General features: G+C 68.1%; 16 protein-coding genes. 5 read left to right on the top strand and 11 right to left on the bottom strand.

Annotated elements, in window-relative coordinates:
• The first annotated feature begins 367 nt into the window (after positions 1 to 367).
• Positions 368 to 1486 (top strand): hypothetical protein, encoded by a 1119-nt coding sequence (locus tag CDO81_RS22315; protein ID WP_088485449.1) that lies wholly within the window; start codon positions 368 to 370, stop codon positions 1484 to 1486.
• 388 nt (positions 1487 to 1874) lie between these two features.
• Here CDO81_RS22315 and CDO81_RS22310 read toward each other — a convergent pair whose 3' ends face one another.
• From CDO81_RS22310 to CDO81_RS22290, 5 genes are all read right to left on the bottom strand, one after another.
• On the bottom strand, positions 1875 to 3245 hold the full coding sequence (locus CDO81_RS22310; RefSeq protein WP_088485448.1) for a YfjI family protein: 1371 nt from the start codon (positions 3243 to 3245) through the stop codon (positions 1875 to 1877).
• Positions 3245 to 4126: a plasmid partitioning protein RepB C-terminal domain-containing protein gene (locus CDO81_RS22305; protein ID WP_088485447.1), complete on the bottom strand. Its 882-nt coding sequence runs from the start codon at positions 4124 to 4126 to the stop codon at positions 3245 to 3247. Before CDO81_RS22305 ends, CDO81_RS22310 begins: the two co-directional genes overlap by 1 nt.
• Positions 4123 to 5022: a plasmid partitioning protein RepB C-terminal domain-containing protein gene (locus CDO81_RS22300; protein WP_088485446.1), complete on the bottom strand. Its 900-nt coding sequence runs from the start codon at positions 5020 to 5022 to the stop codon at positions 4123 to 4125. The genes CDO81_RS22305 and CDO81_RS22300 overlap by 4 nt, the downstream gene beginning before the upstream one ends.
• On the bottom strand, positions 5019 to 6581 hold the full coding sequence (locus CDO81_RS22295; RefSeq protein ID WP_088485445.1) for a recombinase family protein: 1563 nt from the start codon (positions 6579 to 6581) through the stop codon (positions 5019 to 5021). Before CDO81_RS22295 ends, CDO81_RS22300 begins: the two co-directional genes overlap by 4 nt.
• Before the next feature lie 1270 nt (positions 6582 to 7851).
• Positions 7852 to 8721 (bottom strand): alpha/beta hydrolase family protein, encoded by an 870-nt coding sequence (locus CDO81_RS22290; RefSeq protein WP_088485444.1) that lies wholly within the window; start codon positions 8719 to 8721, stop codon positions 7852 to 7854.
• Between the two features lie 90 nt (positions 8722 to 8811).
• Between CDO81_RS22290 and CDO81_RS22285 the strand changes: the two genes are divergently transcribed.
• Positions 8812 to 10179, top strand: a complete 1368-nt coding sequence (locus tag CDO81_RS22285; protein WP_088485443.1) for an ethanolamine ammonia-lyase subunit EutB — start codon at positions 8812 to 8814, stop codon at positions 10177 to 10179.
• A complete protein-coding gene (gene eutC, locus CDO81_RS22280) occupies positions 10176 to 10985 on the top strand; it encodes an ethanolamine ammonia-lyase subunit EutC (RefSeq protein WP_088485442.1) in 810 nt (269 codons plus the stop codon). The genes CDO81_RS22285 and eutC overlap by 4 nt, the downstream gene beginning before the upstream one ends.
• Here the strand turns inward: eutC and CDO81_RS22275 are convergent.
• The 3 genes from CDO81_RS22275 to CDO81_RS22265 form a co-directional block, all read right to left on the bottom strand.
• A complete protein-coding gene (locus tag CDO81_RS22275; RefSeq protein WP_088485441.1) occupies positions 10967 to 11170 on the bottom strand; it encodes a hypothetical protein in 204 nt (67 codons plus the stop codon). The two genes, eutC and CDO81_RS22275, sit on opposite strands and share 19 nt — an antisense overlap.
• Before the next feature lie 96 nt (positions 11171 to 11266).
• Entirely contained in the window at positions 11267 to 11617 is a 351-nt protein-coding gene (locus CDO81_RS22270; RefSeq protein ID WP_088485440.1) for a PRC-barrel domain-containing protein, read from the bottom strand.
• Positions 11618 to 11781: 164 nt separating this feature from the next.
• A complete protein-coding gene (locus CDO81_RS22265) occupies positions 11782 to 12474 on the bottom strand; it encodes a hypothetical protein (RefSeq protein ID WP_088485439.1) in 693 nt (230 codons plus the stop codon).
• Positions 12475 to 12582: 108 nt separating this feature from the next.
• On the opposite strand from CDO81_RS22265, the gene CDO81_RS22260 reads away from it, so the two are divergent.
• On the top strand, positions 12583 to 13074 hold the full coding sequence (locus CDO81_RS22260; RefSeq protein ID WP_088485438.1) for an MOSC domain-containing protein: 492 nt from the start codon (positions 12583 to 12585) through the stop codon (positions 13072 to 13074).
• Between the two features lie 8 nt (positions 13075 to 13082).
• Here the strand turns inward: CDO81_RS22260 and CDO81_RS22255 are convergent, their stop codons facing one another.
• Complete coding sequence (locus CDO81_RS22255) at positions 13083 to 14534, bottom strand: aminotransferase-like domain-containing protein (RefSeq protein WP_088485437.1); 1452 nt, start codon at positions 14532 to 14534, stop codon at positions 13083 to 13085.
• Positions 14534 to 15118, bottom strand: coding sequence for a LysE family translocator (locus CDO81_RS22250; RefSeq protein ID WP_088485436.1), 585 nt, complete (start codon positions 15116 to 15118; stop codon positions 14534 to 14536). The genes CDO81_RS22255 and CDO81_RS22250 overlap by 1 nt, the downstream gene beginning before the upstream one ends.
• Positions 15119 to 15441: 323 nt before the next feature.
• Here CDO81_RS22250 and CDO81_RS22245 point away from each other — a divergent pair, with 323 nt between their 5' ends.
• On the top strand, positions 15442 to 16104 hold the full coding sequence (locus CDO81_RS22245; RefSeq protein ID WP_088485435.1) for an MSMEG_1061 family FMN-dependent PPOX-type flavoprotein: 663 nt from the start codon (positions 15442 to 15444) through the stop codon (positions 16102 to 16104).
• On the opposite strand, the gene CDO81_RS22240 is transcribed toward CDO81_RS22245, so the two are convergent.
• Positions 16098 to 17339: a hypothetical protein gene (locus tag CDO81_RS22240; protein WP_088485434.1), complete on the bottom strand. Its 1242-nt coding sequence runs from the start codon at positions 17337 to 17339 to the stop codon at positions 16098 to 16100. The two genes, CDO81_RS22245 and CDO81_RS22240, sit on opposite strands and share 7 nt — an antisense overlap.
• Position 17340 lies beyond the last annotated feature (1 nt).

The following is a 17340-nucleotide window of genomic DNA, read 5'->3' as shown; positions in this document are numbered from 1 at the left end:
CCGTCTTCCTGCGCTTCCCGGGACACGCTCACCTCGTTAGCGATCTGCGCGTCCCCTAAACGCGGCCGTCAACATGACTTCGCTGAGCGCTTACCCTGCTTTAGCTCGGCCTGACAGAGCTGGGCGTAGTGGCGGCGAGCACCGTCCGCTAACGTCATAAGCGCGGTCTCTCGCCCATGGCGTGTCCGCGGCAGGGTGAAGTCAGGACTTCGATCACCTGAGCCGCCAGCGCATCCACCCGATCTCGCGGTGCACGTCTTGGGAAGGCTTCGATTCGCGTGCGCTCACCACAGACCATCAGGAATCGGCGACGAAGGACTCGTGACTGCGCGGTTAAAGTGCTGCACCACACCGCCGCTGACCGGAAATGCTGTTCTGGAACGTCAAACTTCCCATCTTCGAGCACCAATCTGCTGACGTTCGTGCGAAGGATGGGAAGGCGCTCGTGAGTGTCCCCGCCGGCAAAGCCCTTTCGGCGGGTCCGCTGCGCATCGCCGGTGCCATCGCGAAGACACTCTACGCAAATCCGCAGATGTCAGTTGGAACTCAGGCGACGCTTTCGGGGCTCGCGTTGGCGCAGTTGCAATGGCTGTCGACATCCACTGCGGCCAGCGAACTCCGACTGCTTGCACAGCACACCACCAACGAGATCGGGTTGCGCGACTTTTCTCGCGGCAGTCGCATTGGCGAGTACGGGCAGGGCCTTTGCGCGCTCTTCGTGCAGGATGAGCTGGGACTGCCCATCGTGCTGGACTTCGGTGTTTTATGTGATCTGCTCGCCGTACCAAGGCCGAAGAAGACCGATCCACAGCCCGACTTTGGTGGGTGGTTGGGGCCGCGTTACGCATTGGTTGAGTCCAAGGCGAGTCTGGAGGCCGGATCGATCAAGACTGAGTTGAGGGAGGGTCTTGAGCAATGTGATGCTGGAGTGGACCACCTCGACGCGTACACAAAGTTTCTGCCCGTCAACATCTATTCGGTACTCACCGCCTTTCAGACGGACATGGCGGCCAGTGGAAGTGCGATCCACTTTGCCGATCCGACGCGCGACGTACCGTCGATTCCGGACAAATTGCATGACCTCGTCGCCAAGCACTACTACCGAAGCGCGTTGACTGCATTAGGTGCGCGGCAGCGCACACTCGACGACATGCTAGCGAACCGGCCGTTCCGAGCGTTCACCAGGCGATCGCTGCCGGCTTCCTCGTTCGAAGGGGTCCCGTCCCGTCAGCCGCCAGCTTTCTTGCTTGGCTCTGGTGTCCCATTAAGCGACTTTGGAACGGCACGCGTCTACGTCGATCGGCAGATCATGGATGCATTGCGCTCCGGTGTGGCCGCCCGATATGAAGCTGCTGTCAAGCAGTGGCGCGCCGCATTGGATGAGAGCGATTTGCAGCCTGATGGCCATGTGGTGGCGTGGGGCGATGGAATTGTTTTGGAACTCCAAGCAGGTCGCGGAGAACGGCTTCCCGAGTTCCTGAGGTGAAGTTGCAGCGGGGCCGCTATCGGTAGCGCCATCATTAAACGTGACGCCGCACTCATCTGCCTGCAACGTGATCCTGGCGCCCTCGCTGCTCGGCAACTTCTTTGCTCACCCGACGACGCCAACGTCGAGTACCTGGGCCCTCCTTGCTGGTTCGCGCAGTGGCTCCGTTCGTGCTTGGCGTAGCGCACGGAACCAGATATGGCTAGGCATGACCTCGGCATCGTATTGCGCGGGCCGTGTATGGGGCTGTCGTAGGCGGCATCTCGTTCAAGATGGCTTTGCCGGACGTTGAGTCTGCAACGTTCGCGCATTGCATGCGCGCGAACTTTGCGAACATTGCGAACTTAGTCGCCTGACAACGACTTACGCGAGACCGATGAGGTGCGAACTAATTCGGCTCTCGCGGCCTCACGAAGCGGTACACGGTTGCAGGCCGACCGGGACCAGATCGCGACCTTGCCTGCACCTCAACTTGGACGGTGGCAGGTGCGGTATCGATCAGATGCGCGATCGCCGCATCGACAACCGCTGCAGGCTGGTGTCGACCAAAGCAATCCACCACCAAATCTCTCCGCGATGCAGAGCCCTTCGATGCCAAGAAGGCCGAGATACGTTCTGCTGCCCACTCAACCTGATGCTGTGATGGCGACCCCTTGCCACCTGCCAAAACGAAGCCTACCGAGTAGGTCGCATAGTTGATCCAGGCCATCGCTGCCTCGATGTGCCGCGCCTCGATGAGCCATTGCCGGTCGGTCAGCGCGAAGACCATGGCAAGCCGCAGCAGCATCGGCGCCCTTCTCTCCAGCACGCTATCGACCAACGCGCTCCCGAAGTCTTGATTGAGTTCAGCGTGGTAAAGCTGGGCGTAGCGTCGGCGAGCCTCGTTGGTCATTGTCATCAACGCGGTCTCCCGGCTGTTCTCCGCCCGAGGACGTGTGAACTCCAAAATGTCCATGACCGCTGTGGCAAGCCCCTCCACGCGTGCCTGCGGTGCCCGGCGTGGGAAAGCCTCGATCCGCGTGCGCTCACCCCAGATCATGAGGAAGCGGTTCACGAAGCCGTTGAGCAGGTCCCGTCGCTGCACCAGCGCCAAGAGCTCGACAGGAGAGATCGCGGCGCTCAGGCAGACGTGCGGCTCGGTCGCATGCACCCGGTTCGTCTTGGTCGCAGGCTTGAGATCGACCCCGTCCCAGCAGTCCCGCAGCGCTGCCGACAACGTGTTGCCGCCTCGCCTGCTCTGCTGCAGAACGTTCGCGAATTCGGACTCGACTACCCAGAGCCGCTTGTCCGCGATCGCCGGGACCTCCTGCTGGCCGACTCGGTAGCCGTCGTGGATCAGGGTAGCCAAGCCTTCCCGCGTCGACAAGCCGCCTCGATGGATCTGTGGTGCCAAATGGGGACGCTGCGCCCTGACGGCCTCATCGATACGCGTGACCAGCGAGACCGCATCCCCCTTCCTGCCCCGCCCTGACCGACCGACGTGCAGGAAGAACAGGCGCGCGTGATGGCTGGTGTTGCCCACCGCTAGATACGGCATGCGCCCGATCGCGCACGACAGGTAGGCGATGAAATTGCCGGCTATCGCGATGGGATTGGTCTCGGTCCGATCGCTGCCCTCCCTGGCCACCTCGCCGATCAGGCCATACAGGCAAGTCGGGTCGGGAACCGGCTGCGGCCTGTTTGAGTCCGCGCCATCCGACCATCGAAGCAGGGCATCGGCCTGAGCGGCGCTCAGCGTCCTGCGAGGTGGATCGTCCATCACTTGTCCAATGCATCGACCTCGACGAGGCTGGAGAACTCCCTCAGCACGTCAGGCTGGCGCATGGACAGGAACCGGAAAATCGCCTGGTTGTCCAGCAAGTTCTTGAGGTAGCCCTTGGCCAGCACCAGGTTCAGGACATCCTGGCCGTAGGTGTGCTCGATGGACTTGTACTGCCCCTGCAGGTTGCCCATCTCCTTCTCCATCTTGGCCATCTGCTCGGCGCTGACGCCGGACATTTTCCGGGGCTTGCGCTCACTGACGAGCATGGCGGCGGGCGTCGCGGCCAGCAGCGCGTTTGCGTAGGCCGTCGTCACGTTGTTGGCGGCCACCATCAACTCGACGCACTCGATCTGCCGCGTCGGCTTCATCTTGCGGATCACGGCGCCGAGGTTGGGAGAGAAGCGCTGGTCCTTGAGCAGGCCAGCCGCCTCGGCGCAGATGCCATCGAGCAAGTTGAGCTTCTTCTGAATGTGACTGATGTCGACCTTCAAGTCGTTGGCGATCCGCTCCGGCGTGACACCGCGCTCGACGGCGCGGCGGATCATCATGTGCTCCTGGATCGTAGATAGCCGATTGACCCGGTTGTTGTAGGTGTAGCTCTCGTCGTCCAGCGCGACCAAGCAGGGTGCGTCGTGGAAGTCCAGCTCCTTCATCGCATGGACGCGGATGTGTCCGTCCCTCAAGACATGCATGCCGGTGGCCTTGTCGGCTGCACCAATCGTCAGCGGCTCAATGAGCCCGATCGACTCGATCGAGGCCTTGATCTGCAGGTATTTCTTGGAGCCATCCAACCCGAGGGGAAGCTTCTTCGACGGAAGCAGCTTGTCGAACGGCACGGTGATCGGGTCGGGCACGAAGCCCAGCAGTGGATTGCTCATGCAGCCCTCCCCAGCGGCCAGACGCGGTCGTTCAAGTACTTGGGTAGCGTGTCGAGGCCTTCTGCCCTCAGGAGGTTGCCGAAGTCTTCGTCGGTCAGCAGTTGACGCAACGCCTCGGTCACGAAGAGAAGCCTGTGATGGACCAGTTCCGCCTTCTTCACCATGCGCTTCTGACGGTCGACTTCCTCCTGATAGGTGCGGATCAGACTGGCCGACGTGACGTTGGTGCCCTTGCGCGGAGCGTTGCGGGCCACGGAGCGGCCCAAGGTGCGACGCCGCTCGATGATCTTGCGGGCCTGCAGCAGCTGGCTGCCACGCAGCTGGCCGGTCTCGTAGGCCTCCTGCAGCGCGGCCTGGATGTCCTTGTCGTTGGAGCCGGCCCCGGCGATCGCGAGGGCCGCATTGAGCGGGATGTGCCCGCGCTCGACGGCGACCAGCAGCCGCTCCTCGCCGTTCTCCAACAGTTGCAAGATGCCGTAGACGTATTCCTGGCTGAGTCCGGTCTTCTTCGCGATCTCGCGTTTGTCGTAGCCCTGCTTCTTGAGCTGGTCGATGCCGGCCAGCAGCTCGAGCGGCCGCCCCTGGCGCCGGGCGATGTTCTCGGCCAGGCTCATGATGAAGGCGTCCTCGTCGGTGACGTGGACGACCATGGCCGGGATCTCGGTCTGTCCGAGGGTTCGGAACGCTTTGAGCCGTCCCTCGCCACAGATCAGCAGGAAGTACTGCCCGCCCGCGTCGGTGCGCGGCGTGACCGTCACAGGCTTTTTCAGTCCCAGTGCCTTGATGTTGCCGACGATTTCCTCGAAGACCTGCGTGTTCCGATCCCTTGGATTGAGCACGCGGATTCGGTCGATGGGGATCATCTGCAGCTCACCGGGTGGGTGTTCCCGGCTCATGCCACCCTCCTCAACCGGGCGCGCTCGGCCATGCGGTACAGATAGTCCAGCGTGTCAAACCGATAGCTCTCGAACTCGATGCCGTTGTGGTCGGCCAAGCTGATCCTCGGCAGCCCGAAGTCCAGCCTCGGCAGCAGGTAATAGTCCTGGATGCTTTGGTTGCCCGGAGCAAGCCGCACGGCCACCGTGATGTCGGGCGCCAGGCTGGTGTCAAAGCGGACCTTCCAGCGCCTGCGGCCGTCGTCATGGCTCTGGCAGCGCGCCAGCACGATGGACACGCTGAACTCGCGGTTGACGTCCAGCAGGTCGGTCGCCGGGTCGCGGACTAGCGTCCCGCCTAGGTTCGCGATCTCGCGCTCCGTGCCCGCGACGACCTCCGGATGCAACCGGCGCAGGAACTTGTTGACCTCGAGGAACTGGTAGTCACGGTCGGGCGTGAAGCCGACGGCCTGGTAGGCCCTGATGAGGCTGCCGAAGCGATGGATGTACGCCGCCGCGGACGGCATGCCTTCCGTCTCGTCGATGACCAGGCCAGACAGGAAGCCGCGGCGCTCGTAGAGCCCGCGCAGCTTCTCGATCAGTTCCGCATCGCTGAACCGACGGGCGCGTGCCCGAATGATTCCTTGCGCCGTGTAGAACGCCTCTTGCGACACGACCGCCTCGAAGGCGCTGTCCTTGCGGATCCACATGTCCGGCCCGTTGATGACGCGCAGCTTTTTGAGCTTGAACGAGATGCGGTTGTAGACGTTGTTGCCGATGTACTTCTCGTTGGTCAGGATCTCCCGCACAGTGGCGCGTGTCCAGTTGCGCCCCATGTCAGTAAGTACTCCCTGGTCGTTAAGTCGTTTGGCAATCTCGACTTCGTGCTGCCCCTCGTCGGTGAACCAGCGATAGATGTCCCGCACGATGCGGATTTCCCGGTCCGGGCCTGGCGTGAGGATCACCCGATCGGTCTGCAGGCTCTTGTGCTCGCCACGCGAAAGCTCGCTCTTCACGTTGCCGGCCTGGTCGACCAGCACGCGGCGCAGGCCGAAGCCTGCCGGGCCCCCTTGCCGAAACCCCATCTCGATGAGCCGGCACTGGCCGGCGAACACCTTGGCCGACAACTCGCGGCTGTACTCGCCAGCCATAGCCCGCTTGACGCCCTTCACGATCGTCGACACCGGCGAGCCGTCGTTCTCAAACTGCTCGGCGCAGTAGCAGACCTGGATGCCTGCTCGCCGGCAAACGTACTCGTAGTACGCGCTTTCGTCGGCGTCCTGGAAGCGCCCCCAGCGGCTGACGTCATAAACGAGGATCACGTTGAAGTCCGCGTTGCCGGACTCGACGTCGCGCAGCAGGGCCTGCAGCGCTTCGCGGCCATCGATCCTCAGCCCGCTCTTCCCCTCGTCGGCGTAGGTCCGGATGATGCGGATGCCGCGCCGTTCGGCGTACTCGCGGATCTTGTCCGCCTGGTTCTGGGTCGAGTACTGCTGGTGCTCCGTGGACATGCGAACGTACTCGGCAGCGCGGAAATCGCTGGTTCGTTCTTCGCCGGGTTGTAGGTCTTCTGGCTGCATGACCGTCTCCGCTCAATGAGCGACGTGGAGGCACGCACCTCGGACCTTGAGAGGCAGATCAGGCGTCCCGCCGAACGCTCACCGGGATTTCGAAGCCGTGCAACGGGACATTAGGCGGCGATCACGTCGCCATCCACGAGTCCTCTCTTTGCACGCGTCCATCTTTGCAAACCTGAGGACGCGTCATTGCCATCTCGATTCGCCAGGCCAGAGGTTTTCCGTCCCTGTCATAGGAGAGAACGTCGATCCAGCAGCGGCCGGCGGCGGGGTCTGCTCCGCAAAATGACGCGTCACTTGTTGCACGCGCCGTCCGAGGTGCCCTCGGCGGGGCGGCCGGCTGCTTTCGCCCGCGGTAAGCTTGCCAGTACCCTGGGTTGCGGGCGTGCCAGGCTCGCTGAGCTGCCAACTGGTTGGCCCGATAGTCGTGGTCGGCTTCGAGCTTGGCCCGATTCCAGCACCGGCGCCGCTCGCGTTGGCATTCGGGTGCCGAGCAGTAAGTCTGCTTCGGCGATTGCGGACGAACCGTGACCTCGCGGCCGCAGGAAGCGCAGACGATCTGAGCCATGGCTGCTCCTATCGGAACTGCAGGCTCGATAGCGTTGATTCTTCGGGGGAGCCTGGGAAGGCGACCTCCCCGTTTGACCCACGAACTTTGCCCGTCTTGGTGGACCGGCTCAAGCACGCGTTCGCCCGTTCGGCCTGGTCAAAACCCGCGCTTGAAGACGCGCCAAGAAGCGTGTGCAAGAACTTTGGCGCGCTCGTAGGTCAGTCGCAAGAACTCGTGCTTCGCCTGGTTGAAGGCTGTGGCGCGGGACCCGCCAAGTCCTTGATCCACAATCCGCGCCAGTGCAAGTACTTTGGCGCCCTACGGAATCCGTAGGGCGCCAGATTAATTGCGACTGGCGCCACTCAAATGCGACTGTGTGCCAGGGTTGTTGCGACCGGCCGACGCGCTTTTGCGAGAAGGAAATTGCCCCTAGTAGCGGCGCGTCGGTTCGTGGCTGAACGCGCCGTTCCGCTTTAGACCCTCCGGGGGCCGCCGCAGCTGAGGTGCAACGCTGGTTCTACGGGCGAGCCGTGAACGCTCGCTAACATCGCTTTCATTGAAAGGGAGCGACATGACGGAGCCGGCGAAGCTGTACGGGTCAGGGCTTGGAAGTAGCTGAGGCTGTTGCAAGGCGGCACTGACCTGCTGCTCCAGTGCCCCATGTGCCCCATGTGCCCAGTGTGCCCACCGCCCGCCCGCGCGCAAGCCGCTCGGGCTGATCACTCAAGCGCTTGACTGCCGCGCCTCGGCGCCCGCGGGCAGCGACAGCCAGCGCCCGAGGCAGCCCATGGCTTGCGGCGTGCGCGCGAGGCTGCGGTGGTTGGTGCCCGGCAGCTGCGCCACCGTCACTGCACAGCCGGCGTCGCGTAGACGTTGTGCCAGGCGCAGCGAATGGCGATGGGGCACCTGGCGGTCGCGCGCGGCCAGCAGCACGAGCACGTCGCAGGCCAGCGCTTGAGCCGCAGCCCCCGAGTCCATGGGCGAACGCAGCAGCGGCGCCACCGGCATCAACAAGGGGTTGCGGGCGAGCAGGCCCTTGAGGCTGAGGAAGGGCGAGATCAGGCAGAGGCCGCTCGGCGGGTGCCCGCGTGCGGCGCGGCGCGCCGCCAGCTGCATCGCCACCCCGGTGCCCAGGCTGCGGCCGGCCAAATGCAGCGCTGCCGGCGGCAGGCCGAGCTCAGCGAGCCCCCAGGCGGCGATGGCCTCGGCGTCGTCCACGCAGGCAGTCTCCCCAGGCCAGCCGGTGCTGCCGCCCAGGCCGCGGTAGTTGAAGGCGAGCAGCGCACAGTCATCGGGCAGCCAGCCGGCGAGGTCGGGCGTCCAGGCCACGTGTTCGTTGCGGCCGCCGAACCACAGCAGCAACCGGCGCGGCGCGTGCCCGGTGGGCAGCGTCAGCCAGCCCTTCAGGCGCACGCCGCCGGGCCGTTCAACGCTCGCGGCCCGGGTGCGGCGCCGGTGGGCCGCCGGGCCCGGGTGCGTGCGACGGATGCGCCAGGTGCGGCCGAACAGCAGGCGACCCTGGGCCAGCACGATGAACAGCATCAGCAGGGCCCACGCCAGCGTGGCCCAGGCCCAGACAGGGAGGGTCGACATCAGCGGCGAGCCTAGAGCTGCGGCGTGACAGCCGCATGAGGGTCACCGAATCGTCATGCAGCCGCCGCCGGGCCGGCGCACACTCGGCGCATGGCCTACACGCACACCGTTGGCGGCGAGCGGTTCCGCTTCGATGACCTGCGCACCCTGCTGGCGCGCGCCAGCCCCCGCCGCTCGGGCGACGAGCTGGCCGGCGTGGCCGCCGCCTCGGCGCGTGAGCGGGTGGCCGCGCAGCTGGCCCTGGCCGACCTGCCGCTGCAGGCCTTCCTGAACGACGCGGTCGTGCCCTACGAGACGGACGAGGTCACGCGCCTCATCCTCGACACCCACGACGCCGCCGCGTTTGCGAGCTTCAGCCACCTGACCGTCGGCGGCCTGCGCGACGCCCTGCTGGCTGGCACGCTGGCGCCGGCCGACATCGCGCCGGGGCTGACGCCCGAGATGGCCGCCGCCGTCAGCAAGCTGTGCCGGGTGCAGGACCTGCTGCTCGTCGCCCAGCGCTGCGAGGTGGTGACGGCCTTTCGCAGCACCCTCGGCCTGCGCGGGCGCCTGGCTACGCGGCTGCAGCCCAACCACCCGACCGACGACGAAACCGGCATCGCCGCCAGCCTGCTCGACGGCCTGCTGATGGGCGCGGGCGACGCGGTCATCGGCATCAACCCCGCGACTGACAACCTGCCGCAGGTCATGCGCCTGCTCACGCTGCTGGACAACGTCATCTCGCAGTACGGCATCCCCACGCAGAGCTGCGTGCTGACACACGTGACGACCACGCTGGAGGCCATTCGCCGCGGCGCGCCGGTGGATCTGGTGTTCCAGTCCATCGCCGGCACCGAGGCGGCCAACCGCGCCTTCGGCATCGAGCTGGCGCTGCTGCAGGAGGCGCGCGACGCGGCGCTCGCCCTGCGCCGCGGAGGGCTGCAGGTCATGTACTTCGAGACGGGCCAGGGCAGCGCGCTGTCCAGCGCAGCTCACCACGGCTGCGACCAGCAGACGCTGGAATGCCGCGCCTACGGTGTGGCGCGCCACTTCCAGCCGCTGCTGGTGAACAGCGTGGTGGGCTTCATCGGGCCGGAGTATTTGTTCGACGGCAAGCAGATCCTGCGCGCGGGCGTGGAAGACCACTGCTGCGGCAAGCTGCTCGGGCTGCCGATGGGCGTGGACGTGTGCTTCACCAACCATGCCGAGGCCGATGTCGACGACCTCGACAGCCTGCTCACGCTGCTGTGCAGCGCCGGCTGCAACTACGTCATGGGCGTACCGGGTTCGGACGACATCATGCTGGGCTACCAGAGCACCAGCTTTCATGACGCGCTGGCCATGCGCCGCATGCTCGGGCTGCGGCCGGCGCCTGAGTTCGAGGCCTGGCTGCAGCGCGTGGGCATCTTCGACGGCGCGCTGGCGCTGGCTGACGGCCTGCCCGAGCGCTTTGCCGCGTTGCTGGAGGCGGCGCCATGAAGCCGCCCGTCACACCGCAACCCTGGGCCGCGCTGCAGCGGCACACGGCCGCACGCATCGCCCTGGGCCGCGCGGGTGCGAGCCTGCCCACCGCTGCGCACCTGGCCTTCCAACAGGCCCATGCCGCCGCGCGGGACGCCGTGCACCGGCCGCTGGACGACGAGGCGCTGCGGGCCGCCCTGCGCCGGCTGGGTGAGGCGCCGCTGCAGGTGCACAGCCAGGCGGCCGACCGCGCCACCTACCTGCAGCGGCCCGACCTGGGCCGGCGGCTGAGCGACGCGAGCGCGGCACAGCTGGCCGCTGTGCAGGCCCCGACTGTGGACCTGGCCTTCGTGCTGGCCGACGGCCTCTCGGCGCTCGCCCTGGAGCGCCAGGCCCCGCCGTTGTTCGAGGCTTTGCGTGCGCGCCTGGTGGCCGAGGGCGACTGGACCTGGGCACCGCCCGTGGTGGCGCATCAGGCGCGTGTGGCGCTGGGCGACGAGGTCGGTGCGCTGCTCAATGCGCGTTGCGTGGTGGTGCTGATCGGCGAGCGACCCGGGCTCTCGGCACCGGACAGCCTGGGCGTGTACTTCACCTGGGCCCCCCGTCCGGGGCGGACGGATGCCGAGCGCAACTGCCTCTCCAACGTGCGGCCTGAAGGCCTCTCGCCCGCGGTGGCCGCCGTGCGCCTGCTGACCCTGCTAAGGCAGGCGCGAACGCGCCAGCTCAGCGGTGTGCTGCTGAAGGATGAGTCCGACGAGCCCAGGGTGCCGGCCGCATCGGCCGCCCCTGCGCTGCTGCAGCTGCTCTACCGGGGTGGCGACTGACGTGCGTTCGGCTTCGGCGTGAGGGTGTCGACGCCAGCGCCGGGGTCTTCCTCACCGGCCACGGAGTCGTCAAAGGCCCCCTCCTTCACCTCTCGTGCGGGATGGGTGGGCGTGGCCGGCCGATCGGGCTGCACCGGGGGCGGCGGCGGGTCGGTCGGCGGGGTGCGGGTGGGATCGTGGTGCATGCGTCCGCTCCAACAAAAAAGGGGCGGCCAGGCCGCCCCGTCAATTGAACTCATGCGAGCTCACCGAAGGGATTGGGAGACGAGCGAAGGTCTGGCTTACATCCACCAGGTGGAGCCGTAGTAGTCGTAGACCTTGCGGCCGTACTCGTCGTTGTAGTTGGGCGTCTCGTCCATCGCGTAGCGCGGGGCGCGTTCGAGCTGGGCCTTGTCGATGTTGACGACATAGCCGTCCTTGGCGGTGTCGTACTTGAGCTGGTCCCAGGGCAGCGGGTAGCGGTCGGTGCCCATGCCGAGGAAGCCGCCGAACTCCAGCGCCGCATAACGGACGCGGCCCGACACCTTGTCGATGACGAGGTCGTCGATGGAGCCGAGCTTGTCGCCGCTGGGGCTGTAGACGTTGGTGCCTTCGACCTTGGACGAGGAAATGGTGGGGCTGACGCTGGCCATGGTGGGTCTCCTGAAGCGGTTGAACACAGGGCACGGGGCCGGGCCCCGCGGGGTGAAGATCACCCATGCGCTCACTGTGCCCGCCACCGCTCGACCGATCGGTCAGGCCAGGCGCCCCGGGCCTGTAGGAGGTGGCTGATGACGAGGTGACCCGCGCGGCGCGGTCAGTCCCCCAAGCCCTGTCGCCACACCCGCTCGGCCCCGTCGAACAGGCTGCTGCCGGCGAGGGCCGCGGGTGTGGCCGCGAGGCGCAGCCAGGCCAGGGTGTCGTGGTGGCTGCCCGGCAGGCCTTCAGCCTCGCGCTGCTGCACCAGCCAGGCGTGCAGCGGGCCGTACAGCGAGGCGTGGCGCTCGCGGGTCCAGGCCAGGCCGACCAGGTCGCCATAGGCTTCTTCGCGGCGGGTGGTGCGCATGTCCAGCCAGGCCTGCTGCAGCTCGGGGCTCAGGCGCGCGGGCGCGGCGGCCGCCACGAAGCCGGCGGGCATGCCGTGCCAGGCACCGTCGAGGTAGCGGCGGCAGTGGCCCAGCTCGTGGGCGGCCATCAGCTCCAGCGCCGGGCCGCGCAGCTCGGGCGGCAGCGACTCGACCGGGCGCTCGGCCTCGGCATTGCCGCGCATCGACAGCACGAGCTTGCAACGCCCGTCAACAAAGCCCAGCGCCAGCGGCGCCGCGCCGGGCGCGTCCTGCGGCTGCACGATGACGTCCAGCGGCAAGCCGAGCTGCTGCCGCGCATGCTGCACGACGGGCGCGATGCCCTGCAGCCAGCGCATCTCAGGCGCGGTCAGTTCAGCCGCGGGCGCGGCCAGCGGGCAGGCCGCCACCGCGAAAGACAGTGCAAGGGACAGGCGACGCAACACGACGGACACTCCTTGCCGTCGATCTTCGGGCGAAGGCGCCGCGCGCTGAAGGCGCCACCCGAGGCCCTCCGTGAACTATGCGGCTCCGCGCGGGGCCAAGGTGTATCCATGAAGAGCGTGCGCGACCTGATGATCCCGCCGGCCCACATCCAGGGTCGGGTTGAAGCCCTGGTGGTGCGCGGCCAGCCGCGCGAGCGCGCCCGGCGCATCGAGCAGACGGTGGCGCTGGCCGACATCGGCCTGGCCGACGACCGGCTGGGCCAGCGCGGCGAGGCCGAGCTGTCCACGCGCCAGGTCACGCTGATCCAGCACGAGCACCTGCCGCTGATTGCCGCGCTGGCGCGCAGTGCGCCGCTGGACCCGGTGGACCTGCGCCGCAACATCGTGGTGTCGGGCATCAACCTGCTGGCGTTGAAGAAGGCCCGGCTGCGGGTGGGCGAGGCGGTGCTGGAGATCGTCGGGCCCTGTGCGCCGTGCTCGCGCATGGAGGAGGTCATCGGCCCGGGCGGCTATGCGGCCATGCGCGGCCACGGCGGCATGACGGCGCGCATCCTGGAAGGTGGTGCGATCCGGGTGGGCGACACGGTCAGCGTCGGCTGACGCTGGCATCAGCGGGCTTGAGCCCGCTCCCGGGCGCGCTCCACCACGCGCTGCGCGCTGGTGGCGGCGCTGAGCTGCTCGCGCAGGAAGTCGGCGAGCCGCGGCTGCTGGCTGAAGGCGGCGTTGAAGCGCAGGTGCGGGTCGGCCGCGCCATCGGCCGCGAAGGTGGCGCCACGCACCAGCAGGATGCCGCTGCGAAACGCGTCGCGTACCACGCCGTCCACGTCCACCCCCGCTGGCAGCGCGCCCCACAGGAAGAGCCCGCCTTCGCCGGGAGGCTCCAGCAGCACGCCGGCCTCGCCCAGCTGCCGGGCGGCCTCCACCCGCGCCTTGGCCAGGCGCTGCTGCAGCCGCTCCAGGTGCTTGCGCCAGCGGCCGGCGGCCAGCACCTCCAGCAGCACGCATTCGCTCAGGGCCGAAGTGGTCAGCACCGACACGATCTTCTCGCGCAGCAGCGCCTTGATGAGGGCCGGCTCAGCGGCCACATAGCCCAGGCGCAGCGCCGGGCTCATGGCCTTGCAGACGCTGGAGTAGTAGATGACCCGCTGCAGCCCCGACAGCTGGGCCAGCCGCGTGGGCGAGCCGGGGTGGAAGTGGCCCTGCACGTCGTCTTCGGCGATCAGCAGGTCGTGCCGCTCGGCCAACATCAGCACCCGGTGCAGGTTGGCCGCGGTGCTGCCCCAGCCGGTGGGGTTGTGCAGCACGCTCTGCAGGAAGAGCAGGCGCGGCCGGTGGCGGGTGCAGGCGGCGTCCAGCGCGTCCAGGTCGATGCCGTCGGGCCGGCGCGGCACGGGCACCACCGTCACGCCGGCCTGGCGCAGGCGGTCGAACAGCAGGAAGTAGCCCGGCGACTCCACCACCACCGCATCCCCCGGGCGCAGGAGGGCGCGGCAGATGAGGTCGATGGCATGGGTGCCGCCATAGGTGGTGAGCACCCGGCTCGCATCCACCGCGATACCTTGCCCGCGCAGCAGCGTGGCCAGGCGCTCGCGCAACTCGGGCAGGCCCTGCGGCGGGCAGCGCGAGGCCATGCCGGCGGAAGCCCGCGCCAGGCCCCGCTGCACGGCAGTGGCGGGAATGGCGTCTTCCAGCCACGTGGCCGGCAACGCGCCGCTGCTGGCCAGCAGCACGCCGGCCTTCTGGTCATTGGCCTGCTGGGCGAGCCACACAGCCTCCTGCTCCTCGCCGGCCTCCACGCGGTTGGCATCGGGCATCACGCCGGCCGGGCCGTCATGCACGAAGAAGCCAGCGGTGCCGCGTGAATCGACCAGGCCGGCGGCCACCAGCCGGTCGTAGGCCACGACCACGGTGTTGGGGCTCACGCCCAGGCGCTGCGCCAGCTGGCGGATGGAATTGAGCCGTGCGCCCGGCGGCAGCTGGTGCGTGGCGATCAGGCCGTGCAGGCGCTGTTCGATCTGGTCGGCCAGCGGGGTGGGGGAATCGCGGTCCAGCGAGAACATCAGCGCATCAACGACAGGGCGAGCAGCACCAGGGAGGCGGCCATGATGACATTGAAGACCCGCCGCCGCCCCGGGCTCGACAGGAAGCGGCCGATGCCGGTGCCAAACAGCGCCCACATCGAGATGCACGGGAAACCCACCACCGCCCCGAGGCCGCTGGCCAGCAGCGCGCCGGGCAGCAGGCCCAGCTCGGCCGGCATGAAGACCGACGCCACCGTCACCGCGCGAATCCAGCTCTTGGGGTTGACCACCTGGAAGGCCGCCGCGCGCACAAAGCCCAGCCGCTCAGGCGCCCGATCGGCCGCCACCGGCGCGCCGGCCAGCTGCCAGGCCAGCCACAGCATGTAGGCGGTGCCGGCCAGCTTGAGCGCCGCATGCAGCGGCGGCCACGCCAGGAAGAGCGCACCCAGCCCCAGGCAAGCCGCGAGGGTGAGCGTGGCCACACCACACACCATGCCCAGGATGGCCGGCACCGTGCGCCGGTAACCATGGTGAGCCCCGCTGGCCACCAGCATCATGTTGTTCGGCCCGGGGGTGCCCGACATAAGCGCGCAATAGCTCAGCAGGGGCAGCAGCTCGTTCATGCCGCCATTGCAGCGGCGGGGCGCCGCGCCGTGAAGCGACAAGTCCCGCAACGGCGCACTGCGCTGTATCAATGCCCGCGCCGACACAGCCGGTGCGGACTGTGAACAACTCCTCAACTCGTGGGGGTTTTGTCACACTAAACAAGCCGTGTTCGTATATGCTGCATCGCAACATTGCAACGCTGCAATGACCGCTTGTCTCCTCCACCGCCTTTTGGTGGATTTGGCCCTCTCCCGTGGCTCCGCCGCAGCAGAGGGCCTTTTTCTGGGCGCTCGCCGGGTACGGGCCAGAATCGGCCACCCCCACCCCACCAGCCGCGCCCATGACTGCCCCGCTCCCCCAACGGCTGACGCACCGGCTCACCGCCGACATCCTGCAGGACGAGGCGCAGCTGCGCGCGCTCATCGGCGAGCCCGCGCCACTGACCTGCGCCAAGATCACCGACCGCCTCAACCACGCCACGCGCGTGTTCGTCGAGCGCGCGCCGCTGGTCTGCCTGGCCACCAGCGACGCCCAGGGCCGCTGCGACGTGAGCCCCCGCGGCGACCCGGCCGGCTTCGTGCGCATCCTGGACGACCGCACCCTGCTGCTGCCCGAACGCCCCGGCAACCGCCTGGCCGACTCCCTGCGCAACCTGCTGGCCAACCCGCGCCTGGGCCTGCTCTTCATCATCCCGGGCGCGACCGAGACCTTCCGCGTCAACGGCCGCGGCCTGCTCACCACCGACGCCGCGCTGCTGGCCCCCAGCACGCTGGAGGGCAAGGCCCCGCGGCTGGGCGTGATCGTCGACATCGAGGAGGCCTACACGCAGTGCTCCAAGGCCTTCCTGCGCTCGCACTTCTGGAACCCGAGCCGATTCATCGACCCGGCCGAGCTGCCCACCGGCGGCCAGATCCACCGCGCCATCCAGGGCGACACCTTTGACGCCGCCCAGTACGACGCCGAACGCGCCGAGCGCTACCGGCGGCGGGAGGGCTTCTACTGAACTGGGTCCACGCGCGCGTCAGGCCCGCAGTTGCCCATCGCGTCGCGACCCTCGCCGGCATCGAAACGCGCTCGCAGCGCGTCCTGCGCTGAGGCCGTGGGCGACACTGCCTGACCCGGGTCGAACACCACCACCTCCGCCCCCCGGGCCGACAAGGCGCGCGTGACGCTCGCCTGCTGGGCTGACGAAGCGGCGACGTACAGCCGCGAACCCTGGAGCGCCGCCGCCGGCAGCGTCGCCAGCACGCGCTGGGCGGCGGGCCACAGCACCGCGGGGTCCGGGGCGATCAGCAACACCTCGCTGGGGGTCTCGCGCGCCGCCTTGAAAGCCGCGCGCAGACAAGCCTCGACCTGGTGGCGATCGGCCAGGGTCTGGGCATTGAACACGCAGGTTTCCAAGGGCAGCTCCGACCCCGGCCGCAGGCGCTTGATGACGTCGTAGCCGTACTGTGTCCAGTCCGCCTGCGAGGCCCGAGGCGACGGGGGCAGGCGCGGCGCGAGTTCACGTTGGAACCACGCCACCTCTTCGGCGCACAGCACCGCGTCGGCCTGCCGGGCCTGCGCCAGCGCCTGAGCCCAGGCCACGGGCGCTTGCGGGGCCACACGGCCGGTGTCGGCCTCGACGAGCAGAGTCACCAGCGGCGGCCTCTCGTCGCCGGGCCGCGGCCTGGACGGATCGGCGTCGGGCACCACCACCTGGAGCTGCAGCGACTGGCCGTCTGCCGTGAATGCGTGCTCGCCCCCCCACAAGATGGAGCTCACGGACTGCGGCAATGCATGCACGTAGGTGCGGGGCAGGAAGTCCGCCAGGCCCATCTGCCGCACGAGGCGGCCCTGCGTGTCGAACAGCACGACCACATCGTCACCCCAACCCACGCCGTGCCAGTTGTCGAACGTGGCCACGCGGCCCGTGTCCGACACGGCGGCCTGGACCGGGCTCACCTCGTTCGAAAGCTCGTGCGCCCAGACGGGCACCCAGCGCCCGCCCGTCTGCCTCTCCAAGGTGCCGGTGGCTCGATGCAAGCTGGTCAGACGACCGACGAACTCGGGCTGATCGGCCGCGCGCGTGCAGCTCAGGGTATCGAGCGGGCCACGGGGCATCACGATGAACCGATAGGCCCCCGAAGGCGCCAGATAGGCCTTGGGGCAGGCGGGCAGCCAGCTGTCCGCACGCGCAGCGCCCAGGCTGGCCAGGCCCAGGCAGGCGGCCAGGGTCCATCGTCTTGCTGCTGTCATC

The sequence above is a fragment of the Roseateles puraquae genome (assembly GCF_002205845.1).
In the GTDB taxonomy this organism is placed as follows: Bacteria; Pseudomonadota; Gammaproteobacteria; order Burkholderiales; family Burkholderiaceae_C; genus Pelomonas; species Pelomonas puraquae.
This window is presented reverse-complemented; position numbering and strand designations above follow the sequence as displayed.